Raw genomic sequence first — 20,887 nt, forward strand, 5'->3', positions numbered from 1 at the left:
GCGGTGCCGAGCCCACGGAACCCGGCGCGGGCACGCGAAGGGGGCGCCGCATCCTGAGATGCGACGCCCCCTTCGACGTACAGAAAACCGTCAGCTCTTCTTGGCCGACCCGGCCTCGTCCTCCGCAGGCTCCGAGGCCTCGTCGGACTCCGAGACCTCGTCGGACTCCGGGGCCTCGGCGTCAGCCGACTCCGCGTCGGCCGATTCGGACTTCTCCAGGTCGACGGCATCACCGTCGGCCTCACCGCCGTCCTCGCTGTCACCCCCGCCGGAGGCCACCGCGGCCGGCTCCACGACCTCCTCGCGCCCAGGCCGCATCCGTGCCGAGAGCACGAGGTAGACCACCGCGAGGATGAACACCGCGATCGCGGTCCAGTTGTTGAGACGCATGCCCAGGACGTGGTGGGCCTCGTCGACGCGCAGGTACTCGATCCAGAAGCGGCCGACACAGTACGCGGCGACGTACAGCGCGAAGGCCCGCCCGTGCCCGAGCTTGAAGCGGCGGTCCGCCCAGATGACGAGGAAGCCGACGCCGACGCACCACAGGGACTCGTACAGGAACGTCGGGTGGTACAGCCCCGGCACCCGGCCGTCCGTCGAGGACGTGATCTTCAGCGCCCAGGGGAGGTCCGTCGACTTTCCGTAGAGCTCCTGGTTGAACCAGTTGCCCCAGCGCCCGATGGCCTGCGCGAAGACGATGCCGGGAGCGAGGGCGTCGGCCCAGGCGGGCAGCGGGATGCCGCGTCGGCGGCAGCCGATCCACGCACCCACCGCACCGAGCGCGATCGCGCCCCAGATACCGAGCCCGCCCTCCCAGATCTTGAAGGCGTCCACCCAGTCGCGGCCCTCGCTGAAGTACAGCTCGTAGTCCGTGATCACGTGGTAGAGCCGACCGCCGACCAGGCCGAACGGCACGGCCCAGACAGCGATGTCCGCCGTCGTGCCGGGCAGCCCACCTCGGGCGATCCAGCGCTTGTTGCCGAGCCAGACGGCTACGAAGACGCCGATGATGATGCAGAACGCGTAGCCGCGCAGCGGAATGGGGCCGAGATGCAGCACACCCTGCGACGGACTGGGAATGTAGGCAATTTCCATGGCAGGGTCGACGCTACCGTGCCCGACGCGACCCACGGCAAGCAGCCCGGCAACGGCTCCATAACGGGAGGTGCCCCCGGCCTGCGGGAAGCCGGGGGCACACACGTCCACAAAGGGCTCAGCCCTTGTTCGCCGCCTCCACCATCTGCTTCAGCTTCGCCGGGGTCATCGACTGGTCCGCGTAGATGTTCGTGCCGCCGAGCAGCACGGTCGGCGTGCCGCTGAAACCGCTGGTCTGGAAGGCGGCGTTCGACTTCACGACCCAGCTGTCGTGCGTGCCGTCGTTGACACACTTCTGGAACGCGGCCGTGTCCAGGCCTTCGACCTTGCCCGCCAGCTCGATGAGCTTGCCGTTGTCGGCGAAGGCGTCGTCGGTCTCCTCGGGCTGGTTCTCGTACAGCACGTCGTGGTACGCCGTGAACTTCCCGGCGTCCTGGGCGCAGGCCGCGGCGTTGGCGGCCTTGCGGGAGCCGCTCCCTCCCATGTTCCCGTCGATGATCGTGACGAGGTGGTACTCGACCTTCAGCTGGCCGGCGTTCACCAGCTCGTGGATCGTCGAGCGGTAGGCGGTCTCGAAGGACTTGCACGCCGGGCAGCGGAAGTCCTCCCACACCGTGAGGGTCGACTTCGCGGTGTCCTTGCCTACGGGGATCGCGAGGCTGTCCTTGCCCGTCGCGCCCGAGGGCGTCACGACCGGGCCGGAGGCGTCGCTCTTCTTGTCCTTGCCGGAGTTGGCGGCCACGACGCCGATCACCGCGGCCAGGCCAAGGACACAGACCACCGAGGCCCCCACGATCAGCGCCCGACGGCGCTTCTCCGCGCTCTTCTGCTTCTCTCGCTCGACTGCCAGCCGCTCGCGGGCATTGCGCTTTCCGTCACGGTTCTTCTCGCTCACATCCGGCAGAACGAACCGGGGAGGCGCAGCGCGCCTCCCCGGTCCCAGGTCCACCCGTTCGAGTGAGCGGATTGTCCGTTACGTACACACGGTCGCCGTCTGTTACAGCGCTCCTCGCACACCCTTCGCAAGGTCGGCGGCGAGCGCGCGTACGGCCTCAAGGCCGGCCGCCTCGTCCGGCGCGTCCAGGATCCGCTTCACGAACGCGGACCCGACGATCACGCCGTCGGCGAAGCCGGCCACCTCGGCGGCCTGCTCGGCGCTGGAGACGCCGAGGCCGACGCACACGGGCAGCTCGGTGGTGGCCTTGGTGCGCCGCACCAGGTCCTGCGCCTGGGCGCCCACCGACGCACGGGTGCCGGTGACGCCCATCAGCGAGGCCGCGTACACGAAGCCGGAGCCCGCCGCGGTGATCTCGGTGAGCCTGGCGTCCTTACTGCTGGGCGCGACGACGAAGACGGTCGCGAGCCCGTGCTTCTCCGCGTGCTCCCTCCACAGCGCCGACTCCTGCACCGGGAGGTCGGGCAGGATGCAACCGGCGCCGCCCGCTTCCGCCAGTTCGGCGGTGAAGCGCTCGACTCCGTAGCGGTCGATCGGGTTCCAGTACGTCATCACGAGCACCGGCTTGCCGGTCGCCTCGTACGTCTCCCGGACCGTCCGCATCACATCGGCGATCTTGAGTCCACCGCGCAGGGCGATGTCGTCGGCGGTCTGGATGACGGGGCCGTCGAGGACGGGGTCGCTGTGCGGCAGACCGACCTCGACGATGTCGGCACCCCCGTCGAAGACGGCCTTGATGGCCGCGATCCCGCCGTCGACGGTCGGGAACCCGGCAGGCAGGTACGCGATGAGCGCGGACCGCCCTTCCGCCTTGGCACCGGCGAGGGCGTCACTCAACAGCTGGATGTTGCCGCTCACTTGGCGTCCCCCTCGATCTCGGCGTTCTCGCCCTCGGCGTCCGCGGCGACGGACGCGTCGGTGTCGTACAGGCCGAAGTAGCGGGCGGCCGTGTCCATGTCCTTGTCGCCGCGTCCGGACAGGTTGATGATGATCAGCCCGTCCTTGCCCAGCTCCTTGCCGACCTCGATGGCTCCGGCCAGCGCGTGCGCGCTCTCGATCGCCGGGATGATGCCCTCGGTGCGGGAGAGCAGGCGCAGGGCCTGCATGGCGGCGTCGTCGGTGACCGCGCGGTACTCGCCGCGGCCGCTGTCCTTGAGGTAGGCGTGCTCGGGTCCGATGCCCGGGTAGTCCAGACCGGCCGAGATCGAGTACGGCTCGGTGATCTGGCCTTCCTCGTCCTGGAGGACGTAGGACCGCGAGCCGTGCAGGATGCCGGGCTCACCGGCGGTCAGCGTCGCGGCGTGCTCACCGGTCTCGACGCCGTGTCCGGCGGGCTCGCAGCCGATGAGGCGTACCCCGGCGTCGGGGATGAACGCGTGGAAGAGCCCGATGGCGTTCGATCCGCCGCCCACGCAGGCGACGGCGGCGTCGGGGAGCCGTCCGGCGCGCTCCAGGATCTGCCGCCGTGCCTCGACCCCGATGACCCGGTGGAAGTCGCGCACCATGGCGGGGAAGGGGTGGGGCCCGGCCACGGTCCCGAAGAGGTAGTGGGTGTGGTCGACGTTGGCGACCCAGTCGCGGAAGGCCTCGTTGATGGCGTCCTTCAGCGTCCGGCTGCCGGACTTCACGGCGATGACCTCGGCGCCCAGCATGCGCATGCGCGCCACGTTGAGAGCCTGCCTCTGGGTGTCGATCTCACCCATGTAGATGGTGCATTCGAGGCCGAAGAGGGCGCAGGCGGTGGCGGTGGCGACGCCGTGCTGGCCCGCGCCGGTCTCCGCGATGACGCGCGTCTTGCCCATCCTCCGGGTGAGCAGGGCCTGCCCGAGGACGTTGTTGATCTTGTGAGATCCGGTGTGGTTGAGGTCTTCCCGCTTGAGGAACACCCGTGCGCCACCGGCGTGTTCGGCGAAGCGCGGCACCTCCGTCAGCGCGCTGGGCCGCCCGGTGTAGTGGACGAGCAGGTCGTCGAGCTCACGGGCGAACTCGGGGTCGGACTTCGCCTTGTCGTACTCCACGGCGACCTCGTCCACGGCGGCGACCAGCGCCTCCGGGATGAACTTGCCGCCGTACGCGCCGAAGTACCCCTCGGCGCTGGGAACTTGACCCTCGGGGTCGGGAATGAAGAACTCGCTGGGCATGCGGCTACCTCGCAGGGGCGTCGGCCCCGGTTACAGGTCGGACAGGGGTTCACGTTATCGACGACGTACGCACGCATGCCTCCGGCGACGGGCCCCGCTGGGGAGCACCTTCGCCGGACCGATCGAGCCGCGCCGACTCTCCCACCCAGGCTTGGCCGGGACGGGCGCCGCAGGGCGGTTCTCTCCGCCGCGACGGCGAGAAACCCGACGGCGGTGATCGGCCGTGCCGAACCGGGCGGGACCCGAGCCGGACGGCGGAGCCGGGTTCCTCCCGCCGCGAGGGCGGAAAGGCCCACCGGCGTGGACCGACCGTGCAGGGTCCGGTCGGCTCACCCGCAGGGTGAAACCGCCCGGAACGGCGTCAGCGTGCGTGCGCGAGGCGCCATCGCATGCCGTTGACCTGGCCCGGCTCATCGCCGATGACATAGCGGACGCGGCGTCCGTGGACACGGCGCGCGGGCGCCCGGCAGCCACGCGGGCGGCAGCCCCGGGCGAGGCGGGCGTAGGCGTCCTGTGCGGCCGGAAGCGGCACGGCCGACCCCACGCAGGCCGAACCCCCGTCGGGGCGCAGGCCCGGACGATAGGCGGCGGTGGCGTGGGGCGAGGTGGGCACCGGGGTGTCAGCCCCGTCCGTGGCGCAGGGCGGGGTGGGCCCCCGCCGCTACCAGGTCGGAGACCGCCGTCTTGGGGTCGCGGCCGGTGACGAGGGACTCGCCGACCAGGACCGCGTCGGCGCCGGCGTTGGCGTACGCGATGAGGTCGTGCGGGCCGCGGACGCCGGACTCGGCGATCTTGACGATGCCGGCCGGGATCTCGGGGGCGACGCGCTCGAAGGTGGAGCGGTCCACCTTGAGGTCCTTGAGATTGCGCGCGTTGACGCCGATGACCTTCGCGCCGGCGTCCACCGCCCGCTCGGCCTCGTCCTCGTCGTGCACCTCGACGATCGGGGTGAGCCCGATGGACTCGGCCCGCTCGATGAGGGACTCAAGGGCGGACTGGTCGAGGGCGGCCACGATCAGCAGCGCGAGGTCGGCGCCGTACGCACGGGCCTCCCACAGCTGGTACGACGTGACGATGAAGTCCTTGCGCAGCACGGGGATGTCGACCTTGGCCCGGACGGCCTCCAGGTCGGCCAGCGAGCCGCCGAAGCGGCGCTGCTCGGTGAGGACCGAGATGACGGCCGCGCCGCCCGCCTCGTAGTCCGCGGCGAGGGCGGCCGGGTCGGCGATCGCGGCGAGCGCGCCCTTGGACGGGCTGGAGCGCTTGACCTCGCAGATGACCTTGACGCCGTCGCCACGCAGGGCCGCCACGCCGTCCTTGGCCGCCGGAGCCTTCGCCGCGCGCTCCTTGAGCTCGTCGAGGCTGACGCGCGCCTGCCGCTCCGCGAGGTCGGCACGGACTCCGTCGATGATCTCGTCGAGCACACTCACGCGAGCGGCCCCCTTCCCTGCGGTGGAGAGTTGAAGCGGTTGAGCAGCTGACCCGGGTTCACCGCCTCGGACGGCTAGGACGTGTCAGACGCGTCACTGCGATGGTATCCGGAGGAAGGCGTAGACCTCGCATCCGGTTGACGCCGGTCCCACTACCTGGACCTTTGTCATTTGATCAAGGGTGCAGCCAGCCACCGAAGGGCAGGTTCCGGACAACCGTGAAGACCAGCACCAAAGCGCCGCCGGTCCACCGCTGAACCCGCCCGAGTTCGATCCCCGCCGGACGCCCGCGCACCGACCGGACCACCCAGACGGTCCACACCACCGCGAAGCCCAGATAGCCCACGACGGCGAGCGCGTTGTCCGTGAGCGCCGCCGCGAAGTCCCCGTGGATGAAGGCGTGCGCACTGCGCAGACCGCCGCAGCCGGGGCAGTACACGCCCGTGAGCCGCAGCAGCGGGCAGACCGGGTAGTGCCCGGGCTGGTTGGGGTCGACGGCTCCGACGTACGCGAAGGCACCGACGACGGCCGCGAGCACCCCGCCGGGAACGGCGAGCCGCCGCAGTACGGCGCCGGCTCCGGACTCCGCGCCCTGTGCCACCCTCTGGGATTCGGCGTTCACCCCACGCATTCTGCCCCTCCCCCGCCCGGAACGCCCGTACGTGCGAGAGGCGGCCCCGGTACCTGCGCCGGAACCGCCTCTCACCAGGTCTACGGGACGCTCAGCCCTCGACGCCGACGGCCTCGCGCTCACGGGCCGGGTGCGCGGTCTTGGCCTTCGTCTTGCCCAGGCCCGCCGCCTGCATCACCATGCCGACGACACCACCGAGGCCGACGATGACCAGACCGGCCCAGAAGCCCAGCGGGTCGGCCAGCACCGTGAAGGCGCCGGAGACGCAGAACCCGATGAAGGCGATGGTGACACCGGTCCAGGCGGCCGGGGTGTGACCGTGGCTGCTGCCCGCCATGACTTGCTCCTCGTTGCTGTGTATGTGCTGCGTACGTGTGGTGGGTCGGACGCTCGACGACCATTGTCCCGTACTCGCGGGCATGAGGTGAGCGGGGGGTCTCTCCTCGCGCGTCGGTTCCGCCGGGTCGTGACGAAAGCCCCGGTCCTGAAGTCCCCCCGAGGACCGGGACCCGGGTGACTCAGGTCCCTGCCGGGTCAGGACCCGTCGGGTCCTCGCCCCGGTCGAGCGCCTTCCAGATGTCCTCGGGGCGGTCCGGGTCGACCGGCTTGGCCTTGCGTGGCCGGGGCGCCCCGTCGCGCTCGTAGCGGCCCGACATCGCGGGCCACAGCCGCCCGTAGCGCAGCGCGAGGAGACCCGCGAGGAGGATGAGGGCGCCGCCCGCGGCGGCGACGTACGGCCAGGCGGTGTGGCTGAGCGCGGCGGCGGTTGCGGCGGTGTCGCCGGAGGCGGCCGCGGCCTTCTCGTCGAGCGCGGAGCTGTCTCCGGCGCCGAGCACGGCCGCGACGACGATGCCCGCGCCGGAGAGCGCGAGCAGCGCGGAGACGAGGAAGCGTCCGGAGCGGCGTACCGCGAAGACGGCGACGAGCGCGGCGAGGCCCACTATCGCGAGCGCCGCGGGCACGCCCGTGACGTCGCTGCCGGAGGCGGTCAGCGGAAAGTCGCCGCCGGCCACCGTCGCGGTGCCCGCCGACCAGTTCTGGCGGGTCGCCAGCAGCGCCACGGCCGCGCCGAGGGCGCCGCTGAGCAGGGCGACGGCGAGGCTTCGGCGGCCGGACCTGGCGGGTCCGGCGGATTCGGATCGGGGGTGCGGAACAGCAGTCACGTACTCCACTATCGCCTGAACCCCGGGCGAACCGTCACCCGGGGTTCACGTGAGACTCGTCCTATTGCCCGAGCCGGTTCGCCGTGTGCACCGCGCGCAGCACCGCGGCGGCCTTGTTCCGGCACTCGTTGTCCTCCGCGACCGGGTCGGAGTCGGCGACCACGCCCGCCCCGGCCTGCACATAGGCCGTGCCGTCGCGCAGCAGGGCCGTACGGATGGCGATGGCGGTGTCGGAGTCGCCCGCGAAGTCGAGATAGCCGACGCAGCCGCCGTACAGCCCCCTGCGGGACGGCTCCAGCTCGTCGATGATCTGCATCGCGCGCGGCTTGGGCGCGCCGGAGAGGGTGCCCGCGGGGAAGCAGGCGGTCAGGACGTCGAAGGCGGTGCGGCCCGCCGCGACCCGGCCGGTCACCGTCGAGACGATGTGCATGACGTGCGAGTACCGCTCGATGGACATGAAGTCGACGACCTCGACGGAGCCGGGTTCGCAGACCCGTCCGAGGTCGTTGCGTCCCAGGTCGACGAGCATGAGGTGCTCGGCGCGCTCCTTGGGGTCGGCGATCAGCTCGTCTGCGAGGGCCTGGTCCTCCTGGACGGTGGCGCCGCGCGGCCGGGTGCCCGCGATGGGGTGCGCCATCGCCTGCCCGTCCTCGACCTTGACGAGGGCCTCCGGGGACGAGCCGACGACGTCGAATCCGTCGAAGCGGAAGAGGTACATGTACGGGGAGGGGTTGGTCGCCCGCAGCACCCGGTACACGTCCAACGCGCTTGCCGTGCACGGCGTTTCGAAGCGCTGGGAGGGGACGACCTGGAAGGCCTCGCCGGCCCGGATGCGCTCCTTGATGTCCTCGACGGCGTCCTGGTAGTCGGGGCCGCCCCAGAGCGCGGTGTACTCGGGGAGTTCGGAGGGCGGCAGCGCGGCGGGCGGCTGGGAGACCGCGCGCGAGAGGTCCGCCTCCATGGCGTCCAGGCGCGCGACGGCGTCCGCGTACGCCTCGTCGACGCCCGTGTCGAGGTCGTTGTGGTTGATCGCGTTGGCGATCAGCTGGACCGAGCCGTCCCAGTGGTCCATGACGGCGAGGTCGCTGGTGAGCAGCATGGTCAGCTCGGGGAGCTTCAGGTCGTCCCGTTCGCCGGGGCCGATCTTCTCCAGGCGGCGCACGATGTCGTAGCCGAGGTAGCCGACCATGCCGCCGGTGAACGGGGGCAGGCCCTCGCCGTGCGGAGTGTGCAGGGCCTCGATGGTGGCGCGCAGGGCGGCGAGCGGATCCCCGTCGACGGGGACGCCGACGGGCGGGGTGCCGAGCCAGTGGGCCTGCCCGTCGCGCTCGGTCAGGGTCGCGGCGGAGCGGACGCCGACGAAGGAGTAGCGGGACCAGGAGCGGCCGTTCTCGGCGGATTCCAGGAGGAAGGTGCCGGGGCGCTCGGCGGCCAGCTTGCGGTAGAGCGCGACCGGCGTGTCACCGTCCGCGAGGAGCTTGCGGCTGACGGGGATCACACGGCGGTCGGTGGCCAGCTTGCGGAAGGTCTCGAGGTCCATGGCGGCTGACCTTACTGATCCCGTGCCGGTACGCCGGAATCGGCGTCCTGGAGCGGTACGCCGAGCAGTACGTCGGCGTCGAAGCAGGTCCGGGCGCCGGTGTGACACGCCGCGCCCACCTGGTCGACCTTCACGAGGACGGTGTCGGCGTCGCAGTCCAGGGCGACGGACTTCACGTGCTGGAAGTGGCCTGAGGTGTCGCCCTTGACCCAGTACTCCCGGCGGCTGCGCGACCAGTACGTGCAGCGGCCCGTGGTGAGCGTGCGATGCAGCGCCTCGTCGTCCATCCAGCCGAGCATCAGCACCTCACCGGTGTCGTACTGCTGGGCGATGGCGGGGACGAGCCCGTCGGCGGCGCGCTTGAGACGCGCGGCGATCTCGGGGTCCAGGCTGCTGGGCGGGGGCGTGCTGGTCATGCGCTCCATTGTGCCGCGCCGGTGGGACGGGCCCGGCAGTTGTCCACAGGCCGGACCGCATGACCCCCCGTCCGCCACTGTCCACTGGGCGGAGTGTGGGGGTAGCCGTAGGCTGGCTGTATGTCGACCCATGCGAAGCGTGAACGACTTCTCCTCGCCGACCTGTTGGAGGCCGAGGGCCCGGACGCCCCCACCTTGTGCGAGGGCTGGAACACCCGTGATCTCGCCGCGCACGTGGTGGTGCGCGAGCGCCGCGCCGACGCCGCGGGCGGAACCTGGATCAAGCAGCTCGCGCCACGGCTGGAGCGGGTGATGACGGAGTTCGCCGAGAAGCCGTACGAGGAGCTGATCCAGCTGATCCGTACGGGCCCGCCGCGTTTCTCCCCGTTCTCGCTGAAGCAGATCGACGAGGCGGCGAACACCATCGAGTTCTACGTCCACACCGAGGACGTACGCCGTGCGCAGCCCGACTGGACACCGCGCGCCCTCGACCCGGTCTTCCAGGACGCCCTGTGGTCCCGTCTGGAGCGCACGGCCCGGCTGACGGGACGCAGCGCCCCTACAGGGCTTGTGCTGCGCCGGCCGGACGGCCAGACGGCGGTCGCGCACAAGGGCACGCCGGTCGTGACGGTGACCGGCGAGCCCTCGGAGCTGCTGATGTTCGCCTTCGGGCGGCAGCAGGTGGCCGATGTCGAGCTGGAGGGCGACAAGGACGCGATCGCGAAGCTGCACGAGGCGAAGCAGCTCGGTCTCTGACCGCTGCTCCGCATCGGGCGGCTGCTTCGGCGAGGACCCGCTACTTCGGAAGCTCGGCGCGCCGCAGCGGAGCCACGCACAGGGCGAGCACTCCACCGAGCCCGCAGACCGCCGCGCTGGTGACGAAGACGGGCCCGGTGCCCCACCAGCCGATCGCGGCGGCGGTCACCGGCATGCTGAGCGGTGCGAGGCCGAGGCTGACGATGCCAGAGACGGAGCCGACCCGGCCCAGGTAGGCGGGGTCGGCCTGGGTCTGCAGCAGCGCTCCGCACAGCGCGCCGCTGAGGCCCGCGAGCAGCCCGATGAGCAGGGCGACACCGACGGCGAGGGCGAGCGTGGGTACGTAGGCGAGCGAGCCGATCGCCACCGCGCCCGCCAGGATCGCCACCCCGGCCAGCCGCCCCGCGCGCGGCAGCCGCCCCCGCACGGTCAGCAGCATGGCGGCGGCCCCCGCACCGGTCCCGAACCCGGCGAGCACCCAGCCCATCCCGGAGGCGCCCCAGCCGCGCTGGTCGGCCAGCAGGGTCAGCCCCACGTTGAGCGGCCCGACGAAGCCGAGGTCGCCGAGCGCGATGGCGGCGATGAGCGGCGCGAGGACGGGGTGCCGGCGTATGTACCGCAGCCCGTCGCGGAGGTCTCGCCACGCGGTGCGCTCCGCGGCCTTGCCGTCGGCGGGCAGGTCCTTCATCCGTACGGAGACCAGCAGCGGCACCGACAGGGCGATCAGCATCCCCGCGAGTCCGAAGGCCGCCGCCGCGCCGCCGAGAGCCACGCAGAGGCCGCCGAGCGGGGCGCCCACCACGTTGGCGAAGCGGATCGCGAGGCCCCGCATGCCCTGGACGCGGGCGAGCTGGCCGCGGCTCGTGACGCGCGCCGGGAGGGCGCCCACGGCGGGCATGAAGACGGCGTCGACGGTGCCGAAGACGATGGCGAGCAGGGCGAGCAGCCACAGCCCCGGGCCGGTCGCGAACAGCAGCGCGGCCACCGCGAGGACGGCCGCGCAGCGCACGGCGTCACTGCCGATGACGACCTTCCGCGGTCCGAAGCGGTCGGCGACCACTCCCCCGCCCAGCATCAGCAGCGCCCGCGGCACGGCGCTCACGGCCATCACGAGACCGGCCTGCGAGGGCGTACCGGCCTGGACGGCCGCCCAGGACAACGCGATGTAGTAGACGTTGTCGCCGACCATCGACGCGGTGTAGGCGCCGAGCCAGCGCAGCACGTTGCCGTCGCGGTGGGCGGGCTTTTCGGGAGCGGCGGGGGCGGCCGGGGCCGAGGCCTGGCGCAGGGTGGTCGTGGTCACGGAACGCGTCCTCTCAGGGGCGGAACGGGAAGCCGTACATGTGCAGCGCGACGTTCTCGCGCCCTTCGGTGGCGCCTGCCGCTTCGTCGGCGCGGCCCTTGTCGTCGTACTTCCTGATGACCGTGAGCAACTCCTCCTTGAGCGCGCCGAGTTCGGCGGCCGTCAGGCGGAGCGTGGCCTCCGCGTCGGCGGCGGCGTCGTTCCACTCGGTGGGCCAGGTGGCGCGCTCGTCGAGGTAGCGCCGGTAGTGGTCGCCGCGCTCCTCGTGGAAGAGCCGGGTGAAGGCCAGGTGCGCGGCCTCCCTCTCGGGCGCGTCCCGGAAGTCCACGCCCCGGACGGTCACACCGTCCGAGGCGGGCTCCCACCAGCGCTCCCGGCCGTCCCCGCTGCGCGGCTCGGCCTCCTGGATCAGCCCGTGCTCGGCGAGCTTGCGCAGGTGGTAGCTGACCAGCGAGGGCGCCTCGTCGACCTGTTCGCCCAACTGGGAGGCGGTCGCGGCGCCGGTCACGTTCAACGCCCGGTACAGCTTCATCCGCAGCGGATGCCCCAGGGCCTTGAGCGTGCCCACATCCGTGATGCGGCGGTTCTCCTTGCTTGCCATGCCCCTAACGTAGATGTGAAAGAAAAATTGCGCAACTAAAATTGCGCAACTTCTCTTTCACGTCTGCGCGACGGCGCGTCTCGACGGTGTCCGCACACAGCTGAGCCCCGGCCACCAACCGGCCGGGGCTCAAAGGCGGACGACCTCAGCGAACGGGATACCCCGCCCCCTTCAGCGTCTCCTTCACCTCACCGATCCGCAGATCCCCGAAGTGGAAGACGGACGCGGCGAGCACCGCGTCGGCGCCCGCGGCGATGGCGGGCGGGAAGTGCGCGAGCCGCCCCGCGCCGCCACTGGCGATCAGCGGAACGGTCACGTGCTTGCGTACGGCCTCGATCATCTCGATGTCGTAGCCGTCCTTCGTGCCGTCCGCGTCCATCGAGTTGAGCAGGATCTCCCCTGCGCCCAGCTCGGCGGCCCGGTGCGCCCACTCGACGGCGTCGATGCCGGTGCCCTTGCGCCCGCCGTGGGTGGTGACCTCGAAGGCCCCCTCCGGGGTGCGGCGCGCGTCGACCGACAGGACGAGCACCTGCCGCCCGAACCGCTCGGCGATCTCGCGGATGAGATCGGGCCGGGCGATCGCGGCCGTGTTGACCCCGACCTTGTCCGCCCCGGCCCGCAGCAGCTTGTCCACGTCCTCGGCGGTGCGGACACCGCCCCCGACGGTCAGCGGGATGAAGACCTGCTCGGCGGTGCGGCGCACCACGTCGTACGTGGTCTCGCGGTTGCCGGAGGACGCGGTGATGTCCAGGAAGGTCAGCTCGTCGGCGCCCTCGGCGTCGTACACCTTGGCCATCTCGACGGGGTCGCCGGCGTCGCGCAGGTTCTGGAAGTTGACACCCTTGACGACCCGGCCGTTGTCGACGTCCAGGCAGGGGATGACTCGTACGGCGAGCGTCATGACTCGGAGGCCTCCCGGTACGCCTCCACCTCGACCTCGACGACCAGACTCGGGTCCACGAAACCGGAGACGATGATCATCGATGCGGCGGGGCGGACGGAGTCGAACAGCTCCTTGTGGGCGCGGCCCACGTCCTCCACATCACGGGCGTGGGTGATGTACATACGTGTACGGACAACATCGTCGCGGCCGAGGCCGAGCTGCTCCAGGGCCGCGAACGCGACGTTGAAGGAGTTGACCGTCTGCTCGTACGGGTCGCCCGCGGCGATCTCGCCGTTGATCACGGACGTGCACCCGGCGACCAGCACCAGACCGTTCGGCAGCTCCACCGCGCGGGAGTACCCGAAGGCCTCCTCCCAGGGCGCGCCGGTCGAGACCCGCCGTACGCCGCTCACAGGGCCGCCACCGTTGTCAGGGCCTCTTCCAGGGTGAACGCCTTCGCGTACAGGGCCTTGCCGACGATCGAGCCCTCGACGCCGAGGGGCACGAGCTCGGCGATGGCGCGCAGGTCGTCCAGGGAGGACACGCCTCCCGAGGCGACGACCGGGCGGTCCGTAGCCGCGCACACATTGCGCAGCAGCTCCAGGTTGGGGCCCTGCAGCGTGCCGTCCTTGGCGATGTCGGTCACCACGTACCGCGCGCAGCCCTCGGAGTTGAGGCGGTCGAGGGTCTCGTAGAGGTCGCCGCCGTCGCGGGTCCAGCCGCGGCCGCGCAGCGTCGTGCCGCGTACGTCGAGACCGACCGCGATCTTGTCGCCGTGCTCGGCGATGACCTTGGCGACCCACTCGGGGGTCTCCAGGGCGGCGGTGCCGAGGTTGACGCGGGTGCAGCCGGTGGCGAGCGCGGCGGCCAGGGTGTCGTCGTCGCGGATGCCGCCGGACAGCTCCACCTTGATGTCCATGGCGCCGGTGACCTCGGAGATCAGCTTGCGGTTGTCGCCGGTGCCGAACGCGGCGTCCAGGTCGACGAGGTGCAGCCACTCGGCCCCCGACCGCTGCCAGGCCAGCGCGGCCTCCAGCGGGGAGCCGTACGAGGTCTCCGTACCGGACTCGCCGTGCACGAGCCGGACGGCCTGTCCGTCGCGGACGTCGACGGCGGGGAGGAGTTCGAGCTTTCCGGAGGGCTTGTCCGAGGACTTGGAAGACATCAGAGGGTTCCGATCCAGTTGTTCAGCAGCTGCGCTCCGGCGTCGCCGGACTTCTCGGGGTGGAACTGGGTGGCCCACAGGGCGCCGTTCTCGACGGCCGCCACGAAGGGCTTGCCGTGCGTGGACCAGGTGACCAGGGGCGGCCGTATCAGCGGGTTCCCGACTTCGAGGGACCAGTCGTGGACGGCGTAGGAGTGCACGAAGTAGAAGCGCGCGTCGGCGTCGAGACCCGCGAAGAGCTGCGAGGCGGCCGGGGCTTCGACGGTGTTCCAGCCCATGTGCGGCACGATCTCGGCCTGGAGCGGTTCGACCGAGCCGGGCCACTCGTCGAGGCCCTCGGTCTCCACGCCGTGCTCGATGCCGCGTGCGAAGAGGATCTGCATGCCGACGCAGATGCCCATGACCGGGCGCCCGCCGGCCAGCCGACGGCCGATGATCCAGTCGCCGCGGGCCTCACGAAGGCCCTTCATGCAGGCGGCGAACGCGCCGACACCCGGCACCAGCAGCCCGTCGGCGTTCATGGCCTTGTCGTAGTCACGCGTTATCTCGACCTCGGCACCGGTGCGGGCGAGGGCCCGCTCGGCGGACCGTACGTTCCCGAATCCGTAGTCGAAGACGACGACCTTCTTCGGCGCGGTCAATTCCACACATCCAACCGGAGGACCCCCGCCACGAGACACATCGCGGCGCCGATCGAGAGCAGCACGATAAGGCTCATCGGCATCTTCTGCTTGACGAAGGAGTAGACACCGCCGAGGAGGAAGAGCCCGACGACGATGAGGATGGTGTTGAGGCCTGTCATGGCTTTACAGCGCGCCCTTCGTGGAGGGGAGGATACCGGCGGCGCGCGGGTCGCGCTCGGAGGCGTACCGCAGCGCGCGGGCCAGCGCCTTGAACTGGCACTCCACGATGTGGTGCGCGTTGCGCCCGTAGGGCACGTGCACGTGCAGCGCGATCTGGGCCTGCGCGACGAAGGACTCGAAGATGTGCCGGGTCATCGTCGTGTCGTACTCGCCGATCATCGGCGCCATCTTCTCGGGCTCGGTGTGCACGAGGTAGGGGCGGCCGGAGAGGTCGACGGTCACCTGGGCGAGCGACTCGTCCAGCGGGACCGTGCAGTTGCCGAAGCGGTAGATGCCCACCTTGTCGCCGAGTGCCTGCTTGAAGGCGGCGCCGAGCGCGAGGGCGCTGTCCTCGATGGTGTGGTGCGAGTCGATGTGCAGGTCGCCCTCGGTCTTCACGGTCAGGTCGAACAGACCGTGCCGGCCGAGCTGGTCGAGCATGTGGTCGTAGAAGCCGACTCCTGTCGACACATCGACCTTGCCGGTTCCGTCGAGATCGATCTCGACGAGGACCGACGTCTCCTTGGTCACCCGCTCAACTCTTCCGACGCGGCTCATGCGCTCTGCTCCTTCTTCAGTTCACGGACCGCGTCCAGGAACGCGTCGTTCTCGGCGGGGGTTCCGGCGGTGACCCGCAGCCACCCCGGGATGCCGTTGTCCCGGACCAGGACGCCCCGGTCGAGGATCTTCTGCCATGCCTCGTGGGAGTCGGCGAACCGCCCGAACTGCACGAAGTTCGCGTCCGACTCGGTCACGTCGTAGCCGATCGCGCGCAGTTCGACGACCAGCCGGTCCCGCTCGGCCTTGAGCTGCTCGACGTATCCCAGCAGGGTGTCGGTGTGCTCCAGGGCGGCCAGCGCGGTCGCCTGTGTGACGGCGGACAGGTGGTACGGCAGCCGTACGAGCTGGACCGCGTCGACGACCGCCGGGTGCGCGGCGAGATAGCCGAGCCGCAGCCCGGCCGCGCCGAACGCCTTCGACATCGTCCGCGAGACGACGAGATTCGGCCGACCTTCGATCAGCGGCAGCAGCGAGTCGCCGTGGCTGAACTCGACGTACGCCTCGTCGACCACCACCATCGACGGCTTCGCCGCCTGCGCGGCCTCGTACAGCGCGAGGACCGTCTCGGGCGGGACCGCGTTGCCCGTGGGGTTGTTGGGGGTGGTGATGAAGACGACGTCCGGCCGGTTCTCGCTGATGGCCTGCTCTGCGGCGGCGAGGTCGATCGTGAAGTCCTCGCCCCGCGGACCGGAGATCCAGCCCGTCCCCGTGCCGCGCGAGATGAGCGCGTGCATCGAGTACGAGGGCTCGAAACCGATCGCGGTCCGGCCGGGTCCGCCGAAGGTCTGCAGCAGCTGCTGGATGACCTCGTTGGAACCGTTCGCCGCCCAGACGTTGTCGACGCCGACCGGGTGCTTGCCGGTCCTCGTCAGGTACTTGGCCAGCTCGGTGCGCAGCTCCACCGCGTCCCGGTCGGGGTAGCGGTTCAGGTTCCGGGCGGCCTCGCGCACCCGCTCGGTGATCCGCTCGACGAGCGGTTCGGGCAGCGGGTACGGGTTCTCGTTGGTGTTGAGCCGTACGGGAACGTCGAGTTGGGGCGCGCCGTAGGGGGTCTTGCCGCGCAGCTCGTCGCGTACGGGGAGATCGTCGATCCCGGTCACTTGCTGGGCACCTTCCATCCGAACCGCGCCTTGATCGCCGCGCCGTGCGCGGGCAGGTCCTCCGCCTCCGCGAGCGTCACCACGTGGTGGGCGACGTCAGCGAGGGCGTCGCGCGTGTAGTCCACGATGTGGATCCCGCGCAGGAAGGACTGGACACTCAGGCCCGAGGAGTGGCAGGCACAGCCGCCGGTGGGCAGCACGTGGTTGGAGCCGGCGGCGTAGTCGCCGAGGGAGACCGGGGCCCAGGGTCCGACGAAGATCGCGCCCGCGTTGCGCACCCGGTCGGCCACGGCAGCCGCGTCGGCCGTCTGGATCTCCAGGTGTTCGGCGCCGTACGCGTCGACCACCCGCAGGCCCTCGTCGACGCCGTCGACGAGGACGATCGCGGACTGCCTGCCGCCCAGCGCGGGGACGATCCGGTCCTCGATGTGCTTGGTGGCCGCGACCTGCGGCTCAAGCTCCTTCTGGACCGCGTCGGCCAGTTCCACGGAGTCCGTGACGAGGACGGCGGCGGCCAGCGGGTCGTGCTCGGCCTGACTGATCAGGTCGGAGGCGACGTGCACCGGGTCGGCGCTCTCGTCGGCGAGGATCGCGATCTCGGTCGGACCGGCCTCGGCGTCGATGCCGATCCTGCCCGCGAAGTAGCGCTTGGCCGCGGCGACCCAGATGTTGCCGGGGCCGGTGACCATGTTGGCGGGCGTGCAGGACTCGGTGCCGTACGCGAACATCGCGACGGCGGTCGCGCCACCGGCGGCGTACACCTCGTCGACGCCGAGCAGCGCGCAGGCGGCGAGGATCGTGGGGTGCGGAAGGCCGTCGAACTCGGCCTGCGCCGGGGAGGCGAGGGCGATCGACTCGACGCCGGCCTCCTGCGCGGGTACGACGTTCATGATCACGGAGGACGGGTAGACGGACCGGCCGCCGGGCGCATAGAGCCCGACCCGGTCGACCGGCACCCACTTCTCGGTGACCGAGCCGCCGGGCACGACCTGGGTGGTGTGCGTCGTACGGCGCTGCTCGCGGTGGACCAGTCGGGCGCGGCGGATGGACTCCTCCAAGGCCGCGCGCACGGCGGGATCGAGCTGCTCGAGGGCCTGCGTCAGCGCCTCCGCGGGCACCCGCACCTGATCGAGCTTGACCCCGTCGAACTTCTCCGCGTAGTCGATCAGCGCCGCGTCTCCCCGATGATGCACGGCCTCGCAGATCGGACGCACCTTCTCCAGGGCGGCCGAGACGTCGAAGTCGGCTCGGGGCAGCAGGTCGCGCAGGGCCGAACCCTCGGGGAGGGCATCGCCGCGCAGATCGATTCGGGAGATCACGTGCCCAATTCTCTCAGACGGCGATAAGGCGCCGGACGCCTGTATCAATGGCTGATACAAGCCCCGGAAGATCAGCTTCACCATTAGCGTTCGGGGCGTCACTCAGCGGGCATTGAACGGTTGTCCGAAACCCGCGAGTAGCTGGGGATGACGTCTGTAGCTGGGGAGGAAGGGAAAAGTCGTGACCGAGGGTGCCGGCATCCGAAGTGGGGACCTGCCGGACGAGCTGACCGCCGCCGAGGCCGGAATGTGGCAGTCCTTCCGCAACGGCAGCGTGTACGACCTGCGCAGCGGGGACACGACCGCCGACGATCCGCACGGCGGCCATCCCTGGGGTCCCGAGCGCAGTGTGCGGGCCCGGATCGTGGCGTGGCTGCTGCTCGACGGGCCCCCCGCACTCCAGGGCCGGGTGGCCTCCCTGAAACTGACCGGCGTGCAGATCACCGACGTGCTCGATCTGGCGGGCGGCACCGTGGAGCCGTACGTCGAGCTGAAGGCGTGCCGGTTCGAGAAGGAGATCCTCTTACCGGAGGCCCGGTTCCAGACCGTACGACTGGTGAACTGCTCCGTGCCGCGCCTCGAAGCGGCCCGCGTGCACACCGAGGGCGACCTGCATCTGCCGCGCTGCCGCTTCCACAACGGGGTACGCCTGACAGACGCACACATCGGCACGGATCTGCTGCTCAACCAGGCCGTGGTCTACCGCGACCGGCGCGGACGATCGATCACCGGCGACGGCATGACCGTAGGGCAGGACCTCCAGGCCGAGATGCTGGAGTCGCACGGCGAGCTGAGCCTGCGCGGGGCCACCGTCGGCGTCTCGCTCAGCCTGCGCGGCAGCAAGCTGAGCAACCCGTACACGCGCCTCGCGCTGAACGCCCCCCAGCTGACCGTCAACCGCACGCTGTACATGACCCCCGCGGGAGTCGGTAATCCCATCCTGACCAGCGGGACCACCCCGGCGCGCGGCACGGTGGTGCAGCGGTTCGAGTGCCAGGGCGGGATCCGGCTTGACGACGGGCGGTTCGGGGACGCGCTCGACCTGGAGCGGGCCCGCTTCACCTTCGACGACGACCAGGAGCTGTCGCTGCGCCGGGTCCAGACGCCCGAGCTGCGTTTCCTCGGGGAGCGGCCGGAGCGCGGCAAGGTGGTGCTGTCGGGCGCCAAGGTGGTCAACCTGGTCGACAGGGCGGCCAGCTGGCCGGGGCCCGGCGGCCTCCACATGGGCGGCTTCGGTTACGAGAACCTCGTGCCGCAGGGCGCGTTCCCGCTGACCCGGCGCCTGGAGTGGGTGGCGGCGGCGACCGCCGAGTACAACCCGGAGCCGTACGAGCGCCTGGCCACCGTGCTGCGCAACTCCGGCGAGGACGAGGACGCCCGCGAGGTGCTGCTCGCCAAGCAGCGCCGCCGCCGCGAGACGCTGCCGCTGGCCGCCAAGCTCTGGGGGTACGCGCAGGACTGGACGGTCGCCTACGGGTACCGGCCGGGGCGGGCCGCCCTGTGGATGGCGGTGCTGTGGGCGGCGACCTCGGTCGCGTTCTCGCACGCCAGCCACCCGCCGATCAAGAGCGGCGAGCATCCGCCGTGGAACTCCTCGCTGTTCGCCCTGGACCTGCTGCTGCCGGTGATCGACCTCGGCCAGATGGGTTTCTGGCAGCTGCGCGGCGGCTGGCAGTGGCTGTCCGCGGTGGTGATCCTCCTTGGCTGGATCCTGGCGACGACGGTGGCGGCGGGGGCGACACGGCTGCTGCGGCGCGGCTGACGCACGCCTGACCTGCGGCTGCGGGCTCACCGGCCGACAGGTTGCTGACAGGCCCATGACAGGGAACTACCAGTAGAACATCAGTCACCTTTTACTCGTCCTTGACCATCTCCCCTACAACCTATTGACGGTTACGAAAGCTTCACCGCGCCCCCCTGGTACAGCTCCGACCTGCGGTTTTCAATGGTCTCCACCATGGCACTGCTGCGCGCGTTCATCCGTACCGCCCGGATGGCCCGGAACGCTTCAGGCCTCGCCGCCGGACTTCCCGCCGACGACGAGGTACTGCTCGACGCCCCGGACGAACGGCTCGGTCCCGTCCTCGTCGCGGCCGGCCGCGGCGACTACAACCCCGCGGCCAAGCTGCTCACCACCACACGTGAGGCCGCCGAGTGGGAGGACCGCGACCGGTACGCGACGCGCCTCGCCACCTTCGCGCGCTCCCGCGACGAGTGGCTCCGGGCATGGCAGGACGCCTCCCCGCACGACCCGGACGCCCTGCTGGTCAAGGCCCAGCTGGCGGTGTCCCGGGGCTGGGAGTCCCCGGCCCGCGTCGAGCTGCTGCGCGAGGTCGGCCCGCTGATCGCCGCCGCGGCGGAGGGCGATCCGCGTGACCCGGTGCCCTGGCGGATCGCGCTCGACCAGGCCCGCGGCACGAACGCCGGGCACACCGAGTTCGAGCAGCTGTGGGGCGAGGCCGTACGCCGTTCCCCGCACCACTACGGCTGCCATGTGGCCGCCCTGCGGTATCTGTCGGCCGCCTGGTACGGCTCGCACCGCGAGTGCTTCGACTTCGCCGAGCGGGCCGCGCAGGACGCGCTGCCCGGCTCCCTGGTGCAGGCGCTGCCGGTACGCGCCGCCTTCGCCTACCTGACCGAGGGCGGCGGGGCGCTGGTGCTGCACGAGCGCCTCGACGCGGCGGCCGACCTCGCGATCGCGGTCTCGGCGACGTACGCCGCCGGGGACTCGTGGCCCGCGGAGGTCCGCAACCTGCTGGCGTACGTCCTGGTCAGGCTGGAGCGCTGGGAGGACGCCCTGGAGCAGCTGCGCCTGATCGGCCCGTACGCGACGTCGTTCCCCTGGGACCGGGTCTCGGACGACCCCCTGGGCCAGTTCCTGGAACTGCGGGACGGCGTGCGTCTGGAGGTCGCCGCGGGCATGCCCCTGCATCCACGGAGTGAGCACGGCGGACGCGCCCGCTCCGGCGACCATTAGGCTTTCCCG

At 71.2% G+C, this 20,887-nt stretch carries 24 protein-coding genes; 3 read left to right on the forward strand and 21 right to left on the reverse strand.

The genetic code is table 11. The annotated features are described in order from the left end of the window. Positions 1-90 precede the first annotated feature (90 nt). The 11 genes from lgt to hisI form a co-directional block, all read right to left on the reverse strand. Positions 91-1,095: a prolipoprotein diacylglyceryl transferase gene (lgt, locus tag OG219_RS13005; protein WP_266826050.1), complete on the reverse strand. Its 1,005-nt coding sequence runs from the start codon at positions 1,093-1,095 to the stop codon at positions 91-93. A gap of 118 nt (positions 1,096-1,213) precedes the next feature. Then, positions 1,214-1,990: a thioredoxin domain-containing protein gene (locus OG219_RS13010; protein WP_266826052.1), complete on the reverse strand. Its 777-nt coding sequence runs from the start codon at positions 1,988-1,990 to the stop codon at positions 1,214-1,216. Positions 1,991-2,092: 102 nt separating this feature from the next. Beyond that, a complete protein-coding gene (gene trpA, locus OG219_RS13015) occupies positions 2,093-2,908 on the reverse strand; it encodes a tryptophan synthase subunit alpha (RefSeq protein ID WP_266826054.1) in 816 nt (271 codons plus the stop codon). Continuing rightward, positions 2,905-4,191: a tryptophan synthase subunit beta gene (trpB, locus tag OG219_RS13020; RefSeq protein ID WP_266826056.1), complete on the reverse strand. Its 1,287-nt coding sequence runs from the start codon at positions 4,189-4,191 to the stop codon at positions 2,905-2,907. Before trpB ends, trpA begins: the two co-directional genes overlap by 4 nt. Before the next feature lie 361 nt (positions 4,192-4,552). Next, complete coding sequence (gene trpM / locus OG219_RS13025; RefSeq protein WP_266836083.1) at positions 4,553-4,735, reverse strand: tryptophan biosynthesis modulator TrpM; 183 nt, start codon at positions 4,733-4,735, stop codon at positions 4,553-4,555. A gap of 76 nt (positions 4,736-4,811) precedes the next feature. Continuing rightward, on the reverse strand, positions 4,812-5,621 hold the full coding sequence (gene trpC / locus OG219_RS13030; RefSeq protein ID WP_266826058.1) for an indole-3-glycerol phosphate synthase TrpC: 810 nt from the start codon (positions 5,619-5,621) through the stop codon (positions 4,812-4,814). Positions 5,622-5,796: 175 nt separating this feature from the next. After that, entirely contained in the window at positions 5,797-6,252 is a 456-nt protein-coding gene (locus OG219_RS13035) for a DUF2752 domain-containing protein (protein ID WP_266826060.1), read from the reverse strand. Positions 6,253-6,343: 91 nt separating this feature from the next. Continuing rightward, a complete protein-coding gene (locus tag OG219_RS13040; protein WP_266826062.1) occupies positions 6,344-6,589 on the reverse strand; it encodes an HGxxPAAW family protein in 246 nt (81 codons plus the stop codon). A gap of 181 nt (positions 6,590-6,770) precedes the next feature. Next, positions 6,771-7,424: a TIGR02234 family membrane protein gene (locus OG219_RS13045; protein ID WP_266826064.1), complete on the reverse strand. Its 654-nt coding sequence runs from the start codon at positions 7,422-7,424 to the stop codon at positions 6,771-6,773. Positions 7,425-7,476: 52 nt separating this feature from the next. Continuing rightward, a complete protein-coding gene (locus OG219_RS13050; protein ID WP_266826066.1) occupies positions 7,477-8,955 on the reverse strand; it encodes an anthranilate synthase component I in 1,479 nt (492 codons plus the stop codon). 11 nt (positions 8,956-8,966) lie between these two features. Next, positions 8,967-9,371: a phosphoribosyl-AMP cyclohydrolase gene (gene hisI, locus OG219_RS13055; RefSeq protein ID WP_266826068.1), complete on the reverse strand. Its 405-nt coding sequence runs from the start codon at positions 9,369-9,371 to the stop codon at positions 8,967-8,969. 120 nt (positions 9,372-9,491) lie between these two features. Between hisI and OG219_RS13060 the strand changes: the two genes are divergently transcribed. Next, the gene (locus OG219_RS13060) at positions 9,492-10,127 is read left to right on the forward strand and encodes a TIGR03085 family metal-binding protein (protein ID WP_266826070.1); all 636 of its coding nucleotides are present in this window, start codon (positions 9,492-9,494) and stop codon (positions 10,125-10,127) included. Between the two features lie 40 nt (positions 10,128-10,167). On the opposite strand, the gene OG219_RS13065 is transcribed toward OG219_RS13060, so the two are convergent. The 10 genes from OG219_RS13065 to hisD form a co-directional block, all read right to left on the reverse strand. Then, positions 10,168-11,430 carry an MFS transporter gene (locus tag OG219_RS13065; protein WP_266826072.1) on the reverse strand — a complete coding sequence of 421 codons (1,263 nt, stop codon included), beginning with the start codon at positions 11,428-11,430 and terminating at the stop codon, positions 10,168-10,170. Positions 11,431-11,443: 13 nt separating this feature from the next. Then, positions 11,444-12,031 (reverse strand): transcriptional regulator, encoded by a 588-nt coding sequence (locus tag OG219_RS13070; protein WP_266826074.1) that lies wholly within the window; start codon positions 12,029-12,031, stop codon positions 11,444-11,446. A gap of 145 nt (positions 12,032-12,176) precedes the next feature. After that, entirely contained in the window at positions 12,177-12,932 is a 756-nt protein-coding gene (gene hisF / locus OG219_RS13075; protein ID WP_266826076.1) for an imidazole glycerol phosphate synthase subunit HisF, read from the reverse strand. Continuing rightward, a complete protein-coding gene (locus tag OG219_RS13080; protein ID WP_266826078.1) occupies positions 12,929-13,327 on the reverse strand; it encodes a RidA family protein in 399 nt (132 codons plus the stop codon). Before OG219_RS13080 ends, hisF begins: the two co-directional genes overlap by 4 nt. Then, positions 13,324-14,079 (reverse strand): bifunctional 1-(5-phosphoribosyl)-5-((5-phosphoribosylamino)methylideneamino)imidazole-4-carboxamide isomerase/phosphoribosylanthranilate isomerase PriA, encoded by a 756-nt coding sequence (priA, locus tag OG219_RS13085; protein WP_266826080.1) that lies wholly within the window; start codon positions 14,077-14,079, stop codon positions 13,324-13,326. The genes OG219_RS13080 and priA overlap by 4 nt, the downstream gene beginning before the upstream one ends. After that, positions 14,079-14,726, reverse strand: coding sequence for an imidazole glycerol phosphate synthase subunit HisH (gene hisH / locus OG219_RS13090; RefSeq protein ID WP_266826082.1), 648 nt, complete (start codon positions 14,724-14,726; stop codon positions 14,079-14,081). The genes priA and hisH overlap by 1 nt, the downstream gene beginning before the upstream one ends. After that, complete coding sequence (locus tag OG219_RS13095; protein WP_266826084.1) at positions 14,717-14,881, reverse strand: hypothetical protein; 165 nt, start codon at positions 14,879-14,881, stop codon at positions 14,717-14,719. The genes hisH and OG219_RS13095 overlap by 10 nt, the downstream gene beginning before the upstream one ends. A 4-nt stretch (positions 14,882-14,885) precedes the next feature. Beyond that, positions 14,886-15,479: an imidazoleglycerol-phosphate dehydratase HisB gene (gene hisB / locus OG219_RS13100; protein WP_055612125.1), complete on the reverse strand. Its 594-nt coding sequence runs from the start codon at positions 15,477-15,479 to the stop codon at positions 14,886-14,888. Continuing rightward, on the reverse strand, positions 15,476-16,582 hold the full coding sequence (locus tag OG219_RS13105) for a histidinol-phosphate transaminase (RefSeq protein WP_266826086.1): 1,107 nt from the start codon (positions 16,580-16,582) through the stop codon (positions 15,476-15,478). The genes hisB and OG219_RS13105 overlap by 4 nt, the downstream gene beginning before the upstream one ends. Beyond that, the gene (gene hisD, locus OG219_RS13110; RefSeq protein WP_266826088.1) at positions 16,579-17,901 is read right to left on the reverse strand and encodes a histidinol dehydrogenase; all 1,323 of its coding nucleotides are present in this window, start codon (positions 17,899-17,901) and stop codon (positions 16,579-16,581) included. The genes OG219_RS13105 and hisD overlap by 4 nt, the downstream gene beginning before the upstream one ends. Positions 17,902-18,082: 181 nt before the next feature. On the opposite strand from hisD, the gene OG219_RS13115 reads away from it, so the two are divergent. Continuing rightward, positions 18,083-19,663: an oxidoreductase gene (locus tag OG219_RS13115; RefSeq protein WP_266826090.1), complete on the forward strand. Its 1,581-nt coding sequence runs from the start codon at positions 18,083-18,085 to the stop codon at positions 19,661-19,663. A gap of 195 nt (positions 19,664-19,858) precedes the next feature. Beyond that, positions 19,859-20,878, forward strand: a complete 1,020-nt coding sequence (locus OG219_RS13120; protein WP_266826092.1) for a hypothetical protein — start codon at positions 19,859-19,861, stop codon at positions 20,876-20,878. Positions 20,879-20,887: the final 9 nt, after the last annotated feature.

This window comes from Streptomyces sp. NBC_00038, from assembly GCF_026343635.1.
In the GTDB taxonomy this organism is placed as follows: Bacteria; Actinomycetota; Actinomycetes; order Streptomycetales; family Streptomycetaceae; genus Streptomyces.